General features: G+C 69.5%; 13 protein-coding genes. 9 read left to right on the top strand and 4 right to left on the bottom strand.

What is annotated here, in order from left to right; genetic code table 11:
• Nucleotides 1-147: 147 nt before the first annotated feature.
• Genes desA through ACFWWR_RS28150 form a run of 4 tightly spaced genes read left to right on the top strand, consistent with a single transcriptional unit; the run spans nt 148 to nt 5,204 of the window.
• Nucleotides 148-1,614: a lysine decarboxylase DesA gene (gene desA / locus ACFWWR_RS28135; RefSeq protein ID WP_384305994.1), complete on the top strand. Its 1,467-nt coding sequence runs from the start codon at nt 148-150 to the stop codon at nt 1,612-1,614.
• A complete protein-coding gene (locus tag ACFWWR_RS28140; RefSeq protein ID WP_384305996.1) occupies nt 1,571-2,878 on the top strand; it encodes a lysine N(6)-hydroxylase/L-ornithine N(5)-oxygenase family protein in 1,308 nt (435 codons plus the stop codon). Before desA ends, ACFWWR_RS28140 begins: the two co-directional genes overlap by 44 nt.
• Nucleotides 2,875-3,438 carry a GNAT family N-acetyltransferase gene (locus ACFWWR_RS28145; protein ID WP_383869220.1) on the top strand — a complete coding sequence of 188 codons (564 nt, stop codon included), beginning with the start codon at nt 2,875-2,877 and terminating at the stop codon, nt 3,436-3,438. The genes ACFWWR_RS28140 and ACFWWR_RS28145 overlap by 4 nt, the downstream gene beginning before the upstream one ends.
• Entirely contained in the window at nt 3,435-5,204 is a 1,770-nt protein-coding gene (locus ACFWWR_RS28150; protein WP_383869217.1) for an IucA/IucC family protein, read from the top strand. Before ACFWWR_RS28145 ends, ACFWWR_RS28150 begins: the two co-directional genes overlap by 4 nt.
• 73 nt (nt 5,205-5,277) lie before the next feature.
• On the opposite strand, the gene ACFWWR_RS28155 is transcribed toward ACFWWR_RS28150, so the two are convergent.
• A complete protein-coding gene (locus ACFWWR_RS28155; protein ID WP_383869214.1) occupies nt 5,278-6,867 on the bottom strand; it encodes a beta-N-acetylhexosaminidase in 1,590 nt (529 codons plus the stop codon).
• Between the two features lie 71 nt (nt 6,868-6,938).
• Here ACFWWR_RS28155 and ACFWWR_RS28160 point away from each other — a divergent pair, with 71 nt between their 5' ends.
• Nucleotides 6,939-7,817 carry a DUF4429 domain-containing protein gene (locus tag ACFWWR_RS28160; protein ID WP_383869211.1) on the top strand — a complete coding sequence of 293 codons (879 nt, stop codon included), beginning with the start codon at nt 6,939-6,941 and terminating at the stop codon, nt 7,815-7,817.
• A 12-nt stretch (nt 7,818-7,829) separates the two neighbouring features.
• Here ACFWWR_RS28160 and ACFWWR_RS28165 read toward each other — a convergent pair whose 3' ends face one another.
• The gene (locus tag ACFWWR_RS28165) at nt 7,830-9,398 is read right to left on the bottom strand and encodes a purple acid phosphatase family protein (protein WP_384305998.1); all 1,569 of its coding nucleotides are present in this window, start codon (nt 9,396-9,398) and stop codon (nt 7,830-7,832) included.
• A 186-nt stretch (nt 9,399-9,584) separates the two neighbouring features.
• Here ACFWWR_RS28165 and ACFWWR_RS28170 point away from each other — a divergent pair, with 186 nt between their 5' ends.
• Nucleotides 9,585-9,842: a hypothetical protein gene (locus ACFWWR_RS28170; RefSeq protein WP_053755677.1), complete on the top strand. Its 258-nt coding sequence runs from the start codon at nt 9,585-9,587 to the stop codon at nt 9,840-9,842.
• A 48-nt stretch (nt 9,843-9,890) separates the two neighbouring features.
• A complete protein-coding gene (gene glmS / locus ACFWWR_RS28175) occupies nt 9,891-11,708 on the top strand; it encodes a glutamine--fructose-6-phosphate transaminase (isomerizing) (protein WP_383869206.1) in 1,818 nt (605 codons plus the stop codon).
• A 172-nt stretch (nt 11,709-11,880) separates the two neighbouring features.
• Here glmS and ACFWWR_RS28180 read toward each other — a convergent pair whose 3' ends face one another.
• Both ACFWWR_RS28180 and ACFWWR_RS28185 read right to left on the bottom strand, forming a co-directional pair.
• Nucleotides 11,881-12,438 (bottom strand): GPR1/FUN34/YaaH family transporter, encoded by a 558-nt coding sequence (locus tag ACFWWR_RS28180; RefSeq protein ID WP_383869203.1) that lies wholly within the window; start codon nt 12,436-12,438, stop codon nt 11,881-11,883.
• A gap of 150 nt (nt 12,439-12,588) precedes the next feature.
• A complete protein-coding gene (locus ACFWWR_RS28185) occupies nt 12,589-13,116 on the bottom strand; it encodes a universal stress protein (RefSeq protein WP_383869201.1) in 528 nt (175 codons plus the stop codon).
• Between the two features lie 319 nt (nt 13,117-13,435).
• Here ACFWWR_RS28185 and ACFWWR_RS28190 point away from each other — a divergent pair, with 319 nt between their 5' ends.
• Nucleotides 13,436-13,741: a hypothetical protein gene (locus ACFWWR_RS28190; protein ID WP_383869199.1), complete on the top strand. Its 306-nt coding sequence runs from the start codon at nt 13,436-13,438 to the stop codon at nt 13,739-13,741.
• A gap of 378 nt (nt 13,742-14,119) precedes the next feature.
• The gene (locus tag ACFWWR_RS28195; protein WP_384306001.1) at nt 14,120-15,358 is read left to right on the top strand and encodes a helix-turn-helix domain-containing protein; all 1,239 of its coding nucleotides are present in this window, start codon (nt 14,120-14,122) and stop codon (nt 15,356-15,358) included.
• Nucleotides 15,359-15,457 lie beyond the last annotated feature (99 nt).

Below are 15,457 nucleotides of genomic sequence, written 5' to 3' on the forward strand. Positions count from 1 at the left end.
TTGCCACAGGGCTGTGTTGAGAGTGACAGCAGTCACGGCAGAGGCGCGGTTTCCTTCAGATTACTTAGGTTAGGCTAGCCTAAGTTGAAGCCGAGGCTCCGCCCCGCTCCCCAGCCCCACGGACTGTCCCCACCGGAGGACTTGCACATGCGCTCGCACCTGCTCAACGACACGACCGCGGAGCACTACCGCCGCTCCGTGACCGAAGGAATAGAGCGGGTGGCGGCCAAACTCGCCACCACCTCCCGTCCGTTCACCGGCGTCACCGTCGACGCCCTCTCCCCGCGCATCGAAGAGATCGACCTCGACAAGCCCCTGCACGACACCACCGCGGTGCTCGACGAACTGGAGGACGTCTACCTCCGGGACGCGGTCTACTTCCACCACCCCCGCTACCTCGCCCACCTCAACTGCCCGGTCGTCATCCCGGCCGTGGTCGGCGAGGCGGTCCTCTCCGCCGTCAACTCCTCCCTGGACACCTGGGACCAGTCGGCCGGCGGCACCCTCATCGAGCGCAAGCTCATCGACTGGACCACCGCCCGCATCGGCCTCGGCGAGAACGCCGACGGCGTGTTCACCTCCGGCGGCACCCAGTCCAACCTGCAGGCGCTGCTGCTGGCCCGCGAGGAGGCGAAGCCGGGGCGGGTGGGGCGGGAACCTGCGGACAGCTTCTCCCAACTGCGCATCTTCACCTCCGAGGTCAGCCACTTCAGCGTGCAGAAGTCCGCGAAACTGCTCGGCCTGAGCCAGGACGCGGTCGTGTCGATCCCCGCCGACACCGACAAGCGCATGCAGACCGTCGCGCTCGCCCACGAGCTGGAGCGCTGCAAGCAGGACGGCCTCGTCCCCATGGCCGTCGTCGCCACCGCGGGCACCACCGACTTCGGCTCCATCGACCCGCTGCCCGAGATCGCCGAGCTGTGCGACCAGTACGGCGTGTGGATGCACGTCGACGCCGCCTACGGCTGCGGACTCCTCGCCTCGGTCAAGTACCGCGGCCGCATCGACGGCATCGAGCGCGCCGACTCGGTCACCGTCGACTACCACAAGTCCTTCTTCCAGCCGGTGAGTTCGTCCGCCGTGCTGGTCCGGGACGCGACCACCCTGCGCCACGCCACCTACCACGCGGAGTACCTCAACCCGCGCCGCATGGTGCAGGAACGTATCCCCAACCAGGTCGACAAGTCCCTGCAGACCACCCGCCGCTTCGACGCGCTCAAGCTGTGGATGACCCTGCGCGTGATGGGCGCCGACGGCATCGGGCAGCTCTTCGACGAGGTCTGCGACCTGGCCGTCGAGGGCTGGGAACTGCTGGCCGCCGACCCGCGCTTCGACGTCGTGGTCGCGCCCTCCCTCTCCACCCTCGTCTTCCGCTACATCCCGGCCGCCGTCACCGACCCGGCCGAGATCGACCGCGCCAACCTGTACGCCCGCAAGGCCCTGTTCGCCTCCGGCGACGCGGTGGTCGCGGGCACCAAGGTGGCCGGCCGCCACTACCTCAAGTTCACCCTGCTCAATCCCGAGACGACGACCGACGACATGGCCGCCGTACTCGACCTGATCGCCGGCCATGCCGAGCAGTACCTGGGAGAGTCCCTTGACCGCGCATCCTGAATCCGCCCGCAGTTACGACTTCGTGGGGATCGGGCTCGGCCCGTTCAACCTGGGCCTCGCCTGCCTCACCGAGCCCATCGACGAACTCGACGGCATCTTCCTGGACTCGAAGCCCGACTTCGAGTGGCACGCCGGCATGTTCCTGGACGGCGCCCATCTGCAGACCCCGTTCATGTCGGACCTGGTCACCCTCGCCGACCCGACCTCGCCGTACTCCTTCCTCAACTACCTGAAGGAGAAGGGCCGGCTGTACTCGTTCTACATCCGCGAGAACTTCTACCCACTGCGGGTCGAGTACGACGACTACTGCCGCTGGGCCGCGAACAAACTGAGCTGCGTCCGCTTCGGCACGACGGTCGCGGACGTGACGTACGACGAAGGAGCCGAGCTGTACGTCGTGAAGACCACGGCCGGCGAGACCTTCCGTGCCCGCCGCCTCGTCCTCGGCACCGGCACCCCGCCCCACATCCCCGAGGCCTGCCAGGGCCTGGGCGGCGACTTCGTGCACAACTCCCGCTACATGCAGCACAAGCAGGAGTTGCAGAAGAAGGAGTCGATCACCCTCGTCGGCTCCGGTCAGTCCGCCGCCGAGATCTACTACGACCTGCTCAGCGAGATCGACGTCCACGGCTACCGGCTGAACTGGGTCACCCGCTCGCCGCGCTTCTTCCCGCTGGAGTACACGAAGCTCACGCTGGAGATGACCTCCCCGGAGTACGTCGACTACTACCACGCGCTGCCGGAGAGGACCCGCTACCGCCTCACGGCCGAGCAGAAGAGCCTGTTCAAGGGCATCGACGGCGACCTGATCAACGAGATCTTCGACCTGCTGTACCAGAAGAACCTCGGCGGCCCGGTCCCCACCCGGCTGCTCACCAACTCCTCCCTCGACAGCGCGCGGTACGAGAACGGCACGTACACGCTGGGACTGCGTCAGGAGGAGCAGGAGAAGGACTACGAGATCGACACCCAGGGCCTGGTCCTGGCCACCGGCTACAGGTACGCCGAGCCGGAGTTCCTCAAGCCCGTCCGCGACCGGCTGCGCTACGACTCCCAGGGCAACTACGACGTCGCCCGCAACTACGCGATCGACGTCACCGGCCGGGGCGTCTTCCTGCAGAACGCCGGCGTCCACACGCACAGCATCACCAGCCCCGACCTGGGCATGGGCGCGTACCGCAACAGCTACATCATCCGAGAGCTGCTCGGCAGCGAGTACTACCCGGTCGAGAAGACCATCGCGTTCCAGGAGTTCGCCGTATGACCCCCACCACCGGCACCCCCACCGACATGGGCACGCTGACCCTCCGCCCGCTCGACCCCCTCAAGGACGCCGAGCTGGTGCACTCCTGGGTCACCCATCCCAAGGCGGCCTTCTGGCTGATGCAGGACGCCAAGCTGGAGGACGTCGAGCGCGCGTACATGGAGATCGCCGCCGACGAGCACTGGCACGCCCTGCTCGGCCTGCACGACGGCGTGCCCGCGTTCCTGATGGAGAAGTACGACCCCGCCCACCACGAGCTGGTCGGTCTGTACGAGCCGGAGCCCGGCGACGTCGGCATGCACTTCCTGGTCGCCCCCACCGACCGGCCCGTGCACGGCTTCACCCGCGCCGTCATCACGGCCGTGATGGCGCACCTCTTCGAGGACCCCGCCACCGCCCGTGTGGTCGTCGAACCCGACGTGTCCAACAAGGCCGTCCACGCCCTGAACGAAGCCGTCGGGTTCGTGCCCGACCGTGAGATACAGAAACCGGAGAAGAAGGCGTTGCTGAGCTTCTGCACCCGGGAGCAGTTCCTCGCGGCGACGGGGGTGCCGGCATGACCCTCGCCGACGCCGTGGCCCACCTCTCCCCCGAGCGCTGGGAGACGGCCAACCGCCGGCTGATCCGCAAGGCGCTGGCCGAGTTCGCACACGAGCGGCTGATATCGCCGGAGAAGGACGGGGACGAGTACGTCGTACCGAGTGACGACGGCCTGACCCACTACCGCTTCTCCGCCACCCGCCACGCCCTCGACCACTGGCAGGTGGCCGCCGACTCGATCACCCGCACCCGGGACGGCAACGGACTTCCCCTGGCGGCCCTGGACTTCTTCATCGAGCTGAAGCGGACCCTCGGCCTGAGCGACGAGATCCTGCCGGTCTACCTGGAGGAGATCTCCTCCACCCTCTCCGGCACCTGCTACAAACTCACCAAGCCGCAGACCCCGGTCGCCGAGCTGGTGAAAAGCGGCTTCCAGGCGATCGAGACGGGCATGACCGAGGGCCACCCCTGCTTCGTCGCCAACAACGGACGGCTCGGCTTCGGCATCCACGAGTACCTGTCGTACGCACCCGAGACCGCGAGCCCGGTCCGCCTCGTGTGGCTGGCCGCGCACCGCTCGCGGGCGGCGTTCACGGCGGGCGTCGGGATCGAGTACGAGTCCTTCGTGCGGGAGGAGCTGGGCGAGGCCACGGTCGAGCGGTTCTCCCGGGTGCTCAAGGACCAGGGACGGGACCCGGAGGACTACCTCCTCATCCCCGTCCACCCCTGGCAGTGGTGGAACAAGCTCACCGTCACCTTCGCCGCCGAAGTCGCCCGTGGTCACCTCGTGTGCCTGGGCGAGGGCGACGACGAGTACCTGGCCCAGCAGTCCATCCGGACCTTCTTCAACAGCTCACATCCCGAGAAGCACTACGTCAAGACGGCCCTGTCCGTCCTCAACATGGGCTTCATGCGCGGGCTCTCGGCCGCGTACATGGAGGCGACCCCAGCGATCAACGACTGGCTCGCCCAGCTCATCGAGGGCGACCCGGTGCTGAAGTCGACGGGCCTCACGATCATCCGTGAGCGGGCGGCCGTGGGCTACCGGCACCTGGAGTACGAGCAGGCGACGGACCGCTACTCGCCGTACCGCAAAATGCTCGCCGCGCTGTGGCGCGAGAGCCCGGTGTCCTCCCTCCAGGACGGCGAGTCCCTCGCGACGATGGCCTCCCTGGTCCACGTGGACCACGAGGGCGCGTCCTTCGCGGGCGCGCTGATCGAACAGTCCGGACTGACGCCGACGGAGTGGCTGCGCCGCTACCTGCGGGCCTACTTCACCCCTCTCCTGCACAGCTTCTACGCCTATGACCTGGTGTTCATGCCGCACGGCGAGAACGTGATCCTGGTCCTGAAGGACGGCGTGGTCCAGCGCGCGATCTACAAGGACATCGCCGAGGAGATCGCCGTCATGGACCCGGAGGCGGTGCTGCCGCCGACGGTGGAGCGGCTGCGCGTCGAGGTCCCCGAGGACAAGAAGCTCCTGTCGATCTTCACGGACGTCTTCGACTGCTTCTTCCGCTTCCTCGCCGCGAACCTCGCCACCGAGGGGATCCTGGAGGAGGACGACTTCTGGCGCACGGTCGCGGAGGTGACCCGCGACTACCAGCACTCGGTGCCCGAACTCGCCGACAAGTTCAAGCGGTACGACATGTTCGCCCCCGAGTTCGCGCTGTCCTGCCTCAACCGGCTCCAGCTGCGCAACAACAAGCAGATGGTGGACCTCGCGGACCCGGCCGGCGCCCTCCAGCTGATCGGCGACCTGGAGAACCCCATCGCGGGACTGTGACCACCAGTCCCCACAGACGGACGGGCACCCCGGAGTACGGTCCTTCGGGGTGCCCGTCATCATGTCCCGACGCCTACGCCTCGGGCCAAGGGACCTGCGGCGAGCGGTAGTAGCCGATCCCCAGCGCGTCCCACCGCGGCCCCTGCGCCGCCAGCCGCACCCGGTAGCCGTCCCAGTCGTGCGTGGCGGCCGGCGACCAGCCGAGTTCGGCGGCACCCGCGAGCCGCGGGAAGGCCATGTACTCGACGTCCTCGCCGGTCACGATCGTCTCGGTCCAGATCGGCGCCTCGACGCCCCGCACCGCCTCGGGCGGCGCTCCCGGCAGGTACGTCCCCGGGTCCCAGTCGTAGGACCGCTGCACGTCGACGTAGCCCGCCCAGGACAGCCCCAGCGGGGTGTCCTCGTCGTACTTCATGTCGAGGTAGATCCGGTCGGCGGGCGAGAGGATCAGCCCGGTCCCGCTCTGCGCCGCCTTGGCGACCTGCGCCTTCTCCTCGGCGCTGGTGGAGTCCAGGCCCCAGTACTGGGCGAGCGCCCCCTTCGCCGGGGTCGCTCCGGTCAGCTGGTGCCAGCCGACCACCGTCTTGCCGTACTCGGCGACGATCGGCTGCACCCGGTCCATGAACTTCACGTAGTCCTCGTGGCTGGTGGAGTTCGCCTCGTCGCCGCCGATGTGGAGGTGGCGGCCCGGGGTGAGGGCGGCGAGTTCCCGGATGACGTCGTCCACGAAGTCGTACGTGAGGTCCTTGTCCACGCACAGGGAGCTGAAGCCGACCTCGGTGCCGGTGTAGAGCGGGGGTGCGACGCCGTCGCAGTTGAGCTCGGCGTAGGAGGCGAGGGCGGCGTTGGTGTGGCCCGGCATGTCTATCTCGGGGACGACCTCCAGGTACCGGGAGGCCGCGTAGCCGACGATCTCCTGGTAGTCGGCCTTGGTGTAGTGGCCGCCGGGGCCGCCGCCGGTCTGCGTGGAGCCGCCGTGCGTGGCCAGACGCGGCCAGGAGTCGACGGCCATGCGCCAGCCCTGGTCGTCGCTGAGGTGCAGGTGCAGTTTGTTGATCTTGTAGAGGGCCAGTTGGTCGATGTGGCGCTTGATCTGGTCGACGGTGAAGAAGTGCCGGGAGACGTCGAGCATCGCGCCGCGCCAGCCGTAGCGGGGGGTGTCCGTGATCGTGCCGCCCGCGACCAGCCACGGTCCGGGCTGGACCGAGTCCTTCTCGACGGCCGCCGGGAGGAGCTGGCGCAGGGTCTGCACGCCGTGGAAGAGCCCTGCGGGCTCGGCCGCCGTGATGGTGACGCCCTTGCCGCCGCTGTCGAGGCGGTAGCCCTCGGCCCCGAAGGGGCCCTTGGCCAGGCGCAGCCGGATGCCGCCCTTGCCGTGCGTGGTGACCGGCAGGCGGTAGCCGGTCGAGGGGCGCAGGAGGTCCGCGAGGTAGGCGCCGACGCGGCGGGCCTCACGGGAGTCGTCGACGCGGATGTGCGTGTCCCGGGTGAGGCGGTACGGCGATCCGCCGGGGGTGACGGACGCGGGGGCCGGGACGATCCGGTCGAGCGGATGGGCCTTCTGTGCGGTGGGAGTCGGGGTCGCGCCGTCTGCGGAGACACCCGCCGCCGCGACGAGCAGCAGCGAGCCGAGAAGGCGGGTCGTCATGTGGTGCTGACTCACCTACGGTCCCTTCCTTGAGCCCGGACAGGTATGGACCAACTCTCCCTCATCACCAGTGAAACAATCCCCTCATGGCGGAAATCCTCCAGAAGGACGGTACTTGGGTCTTCGACGGCGACGCCCTGCGGCTGACCCCGGGGCGGGACAAGAACGTCAGCCTGCTCCGCAGGACGCTGGGCGAACTCGTCGTACCGCTGGGCGCGTTGGCCGGTATCTCCTTCGAACAGGGCAAGAAGACGGGCCGGTTGAGGCTGCGGCTGCGCGACGGCTCCGACCCGCTGCTGCACGCGACCGGGGGCCGGCTCACCGAGCCGCACGACCCGTACCAGCTGGTCGTCGAGTCGGACCGGTACGGCGTCGCCGAGTACCTCGTGGACGAGGTCCGGGGTGCCCTGCTCCTGGACCAGGTGCCGGCCGACCCGGTCGAGGCCTATCTGCTGCCGGGCCCGGCCCTGCCGCTGTCCGTGTCCGCCGGGGACGGCACCGCGAGCTTCGACGGCGAACGGGTCCGCCTGGAGTGGAACTGGAAGACGGAGGATGCCAAGGCCGCCGCCGGCCCCCGCACCCTCGCGGTCACCGACCTCACCGCCGTGGAGTGGCATCCGGCGATCGGCCTGGAGAACGGCTACCTCCGCTTCAGCGTGAAGAACGCCCCGACCAAGGCCCCGCCCAAGTACGACCCCAACGCCGTGGAGCTGTGGGGCTTCAAGAAGGACCCGCTGATGGCCCTGGTCGCGGCGGCCGTCCAGGCCCGGCTCCCGCATCCGGCGGCGGCCGCCCCCAAGGACGTCCGGCCGCCGGAGCCCGGGGCACTCGCCCCGCACGCCGCCGAGGACGGCCACGACGCCCTCCTGCGACGGCTGCGCGAGCTCGGCGAACTGCACCGCACGGGGGTGCTGACGGACGAGGAGTTCTCGATGGCCAAGCAGGCGATACTCAAGCGGATGTAGTCGGCTACCGGGTCACTTCGCCGTGCGCGCCACCGTGAAGCGGTCCACCTCCGCTCCGGTCTCGGCGATCCCCCGCACGGTCAGCGTGGCGGTACGGCCCCTGGCGGCCGGGGTGACGTCCACGCGCAGGAAGGAGTAGTCGAGGTAACGGACCCGGGACCAGGTGACGGTCTCGTTCTGCTTGCCGTCCTTGACATTGACGTACGAGGACACGGACTCGACGTCGTTCTCGTGGCCCTCGTACGACAGCGGGGCGCTGAAGGCGTACAGGCTGCGGCCCGCCGCGCCCGCCGTCACGTACACCACGCCGTCGGTCTCGGGGTACGCCGTGCCGCCGATCGGGAGCTTCTTGGTGACCGCGCCCGCCTTGATGACGTCGGTGCGCTCGTACTGGTGGTTGTGGCCGTTGATCACCAGGTCGACGGTGTACTTCTCGAACAGCGGCACCCACTCCTGGCGCACGCCCCCCTCCGAGGCGTGCGCGGTGGAGGTGCAGTAAGCGCAGTGGTGGAAGAACACGACGACGAAGTCGATGTCCCTGGAGGCGCGGTACTTCTTGAGCTGCGCCTCCAGCCACGTGGTCTGGGTGCCGCCGGAGATGCCGAGGTTGGCCGGGATCTCGAAGGAGATGTCGTTGGCGTCGAGCGAGATGACCGCGGTGTTGCCGTGGACGAAGGAGTAGACGCCCGGGAGGTTCTTCTTGTCGGGCCCGTTGCCGGGCAGGTTCCAGCGGGCGTCCTCGCCGCCGTAGCCGTTCGGCGAGTACCAGGCCTCCATGTCGTGGTTGCCGTACGCCGGCATCCACGGGACGGACCCCGCGACCGACTCGGTCTGGGCGAGGAACTGGTCCCACACCCGCGAGTCGAAGCCGGTGTCGGCGGTCTTGCCCTGGCCGGCCGGGTCGGCGTAGGCGATGTCGCCGGCGTGCAGGTGGAAGGCGGGGTTCTGGCCGAGCAGCAGGCTGTTGTTGGCGAGGCCGTGGTAGCCGACGCCCTCGTCGCCGAAGGCGGTGAAGGTGAACGGCGCCTTGTGGGCCGGGGCGGTGGTGAAGGTGCCGAGGGTGCCGAGGAGGTGCGGTTCGGCCGGGTCGAAGCCCTGGTGGCCGACGCCGTAGTAATACGTCGTGCCGGGCCTGAGGTGCGTGAGCTCGGCGTGCAGGTAGTACTGCGTGTGGTCGCCGCTCGCCCCGACGCCGGCCGGGGTGTACAGGGTGCGCACCTCGGCCTCGATCTTCCGGGAGAGGTCCCAGGGCCGGGCGCCGATCCGGATGAAGGGCTTATTCACGGCGACCGGGACCTGCCAGGAGACGGTCATCTCGGTGCGCGGGTCGCTGCCGTAGGCGAGGTGGCGGCCGAAGGGGGCGACGAGGGCGCCGTCGACGCTCTCCGTACGCGTGACGGTCCGGGTGGCGGCCCGGGTCGCCGCCTGTGCGGTGGCACCCGGCACGAACGCGCCGCCCACGACGGCGCCCACGGTGACCGCGCCGCCCCTGATCATCGTGCGCCGCGAGAATCTGGCGTGCAGGTATTCGTGCTGCTCGGCCATGCTCATGCGCTCGGCGAGCTGCTCGGGTACTCCCATGCGAGGAATGTCCATAGCGTCTGAAACTCGTCCCCTCAGGCAACGGGTTGCCGGACGCGGAATGGACGGCTCACGAACAGGGACTCATGACAGCTTCAACGTTCACCCAAGGAGTCCCCACAGACCTCTGCCCGAAATCGGGCAGCTTTCTTGCGAAAGTGCCGCCGGTACCCCAGGATCTACCGGGTGCACGACGAACTTGTTGATCATCTGACGCGGTCCACGCCCCTGAGCCGGGGCGAGGCGCTGCGGGTGGTCCAGGACGTGCTCGCCTACTTCGACGAGACGACCGAGGAGTACGTCCGTCGCCGCCACCGCGAGCTCCAGGCACAGGGCCTGGTGAACGCGGAGATCTTCGGACGGATCGAGGCGGACCTGAAATATCGCACGGTGGCGCCGCCGGAGCTCACGCTCCGGCAGCTGCGGCGGATCGTCTACGGCTGAGCCGAGCCGGCCGCCTTCCACCGGGCCCAACCTGAGGAATACGTATATATGTGCGGAATCGTCGGATACATCGGGAAGCGTGACGTCGCCCCCCTGCTCCTGGAGGGCCTGCAGCGCCTGGAGTACCGCGGCTACGACTCGGCGGGCATCGTCGTCACCTCCCCGAAGGCGGCCGGCCTCAAGATGGTCAAGGCCAAGGGCCGGGTCCGGGACCTGGAGGCCAAGGTCCCCGCCCGCTTCAAGGGCACGACCGGCATCGCCCACACCCGCTGGGCCACCCACGGCGCCCCCTCCGACGTGAACGCCCACCCGCACCTGGACGCCGAGGGCAGGGTCGCCGTCGTCCACAACGGCATCATCGACAACGCCTCCGACCTGCGGCGCAAGCTGGAGGCGGACGGCGTCGAGTTCCTCTCCGACACCGACACCGAGGTCCTCGTCCACCTCATCGCCCGCTCGCAGGCCGAGAAGCTGGAGGACAAGGTCCGCGACACACTGCGGGTCATCGAGGGCACGTACGGCATCGCCGTCCTGCACGCCGACTTCCCCGACCGGATCGTGGTCGCCCGCAACGGCTCCCCGGTCGTCCTCGGCATCGGCGAGAAGGAGATGTTCGTCGCCTCGGACATCGCCGCCCTGGTCGCCCACACCCGGCAGATCGTCACCCTCGACGACGGCGAGATGGCCACCCTCAAGGCCGACGACTTCCGCACCTACACCACCGAGGGCACCCGGACGACCGCCGAGCCGACCACCGTGGAGTGGGAGGCCGCTTCGTACGACATGGGCGGCCACGACACCTACATGCACAAGGAGATCCACGAGCAGGCCGACGCCGTGGACCGCGTGCTGCGGGGCCGCATCGACGACCGCTTCTCCACCGTGCACCTCGGCGGCCTGAACCTGGACGCCCGCGCCGCGCGCCAGATCCGCCGCGTGAAGATCCTCGGCTGCGGCACCTCGTACCACGCGGGCATGATCGGCGCCCAGATGATCGAGGAGCTGGCCCGCATCCCCGCCGACGCCGAGCCCGCCTCGGAGTTCCGCTACCGCAACGCGGTCGTCGACCCCGACACCCTCTACATCGCGGTCTCCCAGTCCGGTGAGACGTACGACGTGCTGGCCGCCGTCCAGGAGCTGAAGCGCAAGGGCGCGCGGGTCCTCGGCGTGGTGAACGTGGTCGGCTCGGCGATCGCCCGCGAGGCCGACGGCGGCGTGTACGTCCACGCGGGCCCCGAGGTCTGCGTGGTCTCGACGAAGTGCTTCACGAACACCACGGTCGCCTTCGCGCTGCTCGCCCTGCACCTGGGCCGCACCCGTGACCTCTCCGTCCGGGACGGCAAGCGGATCATCGAGGGCCTGCGCAGGCTGCCCGCGCAGATCTCCGAGATGCTGGAGCAGGAGGACGAGATCAAGAAGCTGGCCGCGGAGTACGCCGAGGCCCGCTCGATGCTCTTCATCGGCCGTGTCCGGGGCTACCCGGTGGCCCGTGAGGCCTCCCTGAAGCTCAAGGAGGTCTCCTACATCCACGCCGAGGCCTACCCGGCCTCCGAGCTCAAGCACGGCCCGCTGGCCCTGATCGAGCCGGCCCTCCCGACGGTCGCGATCGTCCCCGACGACGACCTCCTCGAGAAGAACCGCGCCGCCCTGGAGGAGATCAAGGCCCGCAGCGGCAAGATCCTCGCGGTCGCCCACCAGAACCAGGAGAAGGCCGACCAGACGATCATCGTCCCCAAGAACGAGGACGAGCTGGACCCGATCCTCATGGGCATCCCCCTCCAACTCCTCGCCTACCACACGGCCTTGGCCCTGGGACGGGACATCGACAAGCCGCGCAACCTCGCCAAGTCGGTAACGGTGGAGTAAGCGCCCTGAAGGGGCGCGGGGCTGTATCAATGTGCGGCTCCGCCGCGTGGGCGCGACCAGCCCCCACGCACCCGCAGAGGCCAGACAACAGGAACGGACCCCACGTGTCGCCACCTGACACGGGGGGTCCGCTCTCTTCGCCGGGGGCCGCCCAACCCCCAGCCGGCGCAGCTCAACCGGTGGCCGTCACGCCCCGGCCGGCAGCGCGTCGCGGCAGGGCCGTCGGCCAGTGCGCCAGGGCCGCGGTCGCCGCATACCAGGCCACCGCCCCCGCAGCCACGGCGAACCAGCCGCCGGCCTGGGCGAGACTCCCGCTGTCGGCGAAGTTCGCGACAGCGAGCAGCACCAACGACACGACGAACAACCCGTAGGTGCCCTTGGCGAGTTGGTCGCCCGCAGCGACCGTGAGAGACAGCGCCACGAGGGCGAAGAGCAGCAGGAACAACCCGGCCGCATTGTCGGAGCCCGGCGCCGAGACGGCCCAGGTGAACCAGAGGGCGCCGAGCGCCGAGAAAGCCGTACCACCGGCGGTGTCCCGGTCGCGGAACGCCATGAGTCCGGCGACGAAGAGGGCGACTCCGCCCACGTACTGGGCAATTGACACGGCGTCGGCCGCCGTCACGCCGTCGATCACGTCGGTGTACCCGAGGCCCACGGCCAACAGGGTGACGCCGAGCGCGAGTCGGCCGACGACCGTGGTGGTGCTTCCCGCAGAGACGTCGTTGTCCACGGCGGGCTCCCTTCATGCATGTGCAGTTGCGCGGTGACCGGTATATGCCCTTCACAAGGGCACAAACACCTCTACGCGCGAGTAGATTTATGCGCTGCACAAGGGAGTTGAGCCGATCCCACGGCGGGTCCCACCTGGGGGGACGACGAGTCAGGGAATGACGACGACCGGCCGCTTCGCCCGCTTGGCGAGCCGCCCGGCGACGGAGCCGAAGATGCGTCCGACGAGGCCGTGGGTGGAGCCGACGACGATCGCGTCCGCCTCGTACTCCCGCCCGACCTCTTCGAGCTCGTGACAGATGTCGCCGCCGCGCTCGACGAGGATCCAGGGCACCTCGGCGAGGTACTCCGCGCAGGCGAGCTCGAGGCCGAGCACCTCGGTGCGGTGATCGGGAACGTCGACGAAGACCGGTGGCTCGCAGCCCGCCCACACGGTGGTGGGCAGCCGGTTGGCGACGTGGACGATGATCAGGCCCGACCCGGAGCGATGAGCCATACCGATGGCGTACGCGAGGGCGCGCTCACTGGACATGGAGCCGTCGAAGCCCACCACGACGCCATGCTTGAAGGCGGGGTCGCAGGATTGGCGTGGCTCTTCCGCCGCCAGGGGCTCGGCCGCCGTGGGGTCGGCGACGGGCCGCTTGCGGTCCGCGGGTTCGAAGAATTCGTGACCGGCCATGGCTGTCTCGGCGTTGTGATCCTTTTATGGGTGGGCCGACAGTGTGCGGCGGAGCCTGTGTCCGGGAATCATCTTCCCAACCCCATACCCCCAAGGGTACGGCGGCACGCCTCCTTAGCCCAGATCGCGCCCCCGGTGCGTGGGGGTTCCAGGGAGCATGCACGAGGGGGCGCCCGCAACGCAATGGTTGCTGCGCTGTACAGGCGGTTTTGCCCAGCGCTCAGGCACCGGCCGGGCTTCCCGGCTCATACCCGCACGCACAGTGACCGACCGATCGAACACGCGTTGAACCCCACGAGCCACGCACAGGGAGTACACCATGTCCGGACCACGACCCCCCGCCCATGACTCCTCGACCGACGTCGTCCGGTGGGCGGCCTTCAGCTGTGTCGTGGTCCCCGTGGTCCTCCTCTGGTACGGCACCTCCCTCGCCGGCGCCGCGGGCACCGCCCTCGGTCTCGCCGCCGTCACCGCGGTCTGCCGTATCCTCCTGCGCCAGTCGGAGCGCGGCGCGGCACGCATGCTCGCCGAGGAACGCGCACCGCGTCGCGGCCACCGCTACAGGACCGGATCGGGGACGCGCAGAGGCGGACGTCACAGTGGGGGAAATACACCGGTCGGCTGACCGGTTTCCGCGCACGCATCCGTCTCTTTTCAGCCAACTTCCGGCCACCGCGCGTCCCTTGCCCCGACCACCCCCCAACCCCCGTTCCACCTGCACGGAAAGGGCCTGAGGGGCACCGCGCACCCTACGTGGATTGGCCACGGCGACAAGGCGCACTTCCCTGCACGCCCCACGAGTGCAACGCTTCGTGATCGAATGCTTCACGCCAAGTTGCCAAGTCGACAATGTGCCGGATGCCCAACTGGTCTCCCCGGCACCACGTGACGCAGTAGATTCGATCTTGACTGTCTTACGGCGGGGGACTCGTGCAGGACCAAGGGGAAACGTGCAGGAGCGACACAACCGAGGAGCCGCGACCACCGAGGGGGGCTTAGCAGTATGAGCCACGACTCCACTGCCGCGCCGGAAGCCGCGGCCCGGAAACTTTCCGGGCGACGCCGCAAGGAGATCGTCGCGGTGCTGCTGTTCAGCGGCGGCCCCATCTTCGAGAGTTCCATACCGCTGTCGGTGTTCGGAATCGACCGCCAGGACGCCGGCGTTCCGCGCTACCGACTGCTGGTGTGCGGCGGCGAGGAAGGCCCACTGCGGACCACAGGAGGCCTGGAACTCACCGCACCGCATGGCCTGGAGGCGATCTCGCGAGCGGGCACCGTCGTCGTGCCCGCCTGGCGTTCGATCACCTCGCCGCCACCGGAGGACGCACTCGACGCACTGCGCCGGGCGCACGAGGAGGGCGCCCGCATAGTGGGTCTGTGCACCGGCGCCTTCGTGCTGGCGGCGGCGGGCCTGCTGGACAGCCGGCCGGCCACCACCCACTGGATGTACGCACCGACGCTCGCCAAGCGCTACCCGTCGGTGCACGTGGATCCGCGCGAGCTGTTCGTGGACGACGGCGATGTGCTGACGTCCGCGGGTACGGCGGCCGGAATCGATCTCTGTCTCCACATCGTGCGGACGGACCACGGCAACGAGGCGGCCGGCGCGCTGGCCCGACGCCTGGTGGTCCCCCCGCGCCGAAGCGGCGGTCAGGAGCGCTACCTCGACCGGTCTTTACCTGAGGAGATCGGCGCCGACCCGCTCGCCGAGGTCGTCGCCTGGGCGCTGGAGCACCTCCACGAGCAGTTCGACGTGGAGACGCTCGCCGCACGCGCGTACATGAGCCGTCGTACCTTCGACCGCCGGTTCCGCTCCCTCACCGGGAGCGCGCCGCTGCAGTGGCTGATCACCCAGCGGGTGCTGCAGGCCCAGCGGCTGCTGGAGACGTCGGACTACTCGGTGGACGAGGTCGCGGGCCGCTGCGGCTTCCGCTCACCGGTGGCGCTGCGCGGGCACTTCCGCCGCCAGCTGGGTTCGTCGCCGGCCGCGTACCGCGCGGCCTACCGGGCGCGGCGGCCGCAGGCCGAGCGGCAGCCGGACCCCGAGGGTGCGGCCGGTCCGCCGAGCGCGCCCTCTCCGCTGCACCCCGACGGCGGCGGCCCGGTACCGCTCCAGACCCGCCGCACGGCACCGCCGAGCCCGGTCGGGACGTCCGCGTCCCTCGGCCCGGCCTCGGACAACGGCCGCGAGGCGTATGCGGGGAGCCGGGCGAGTCTGCCGGGGCAGCGCAGCGGGATGTGAGGTTCGGACGGGTGGGGGCGGCGGGGGCGAAATCTGCGCCCGCCGCCCCCACCCCTCCCCACCACAAACGTGGACAGTCTCATATACACAACAGACGCA

It is taken from the genome of Streptomyces sp. NPDC058678 (assembly GCF_042714835.1).
In the GTDB taxonomy this organism is placed as follows: Bacteria; Actinomycetota; Actinomycetes; order Streptomycetales; family Streptomycetaceae; genus Streptomyces.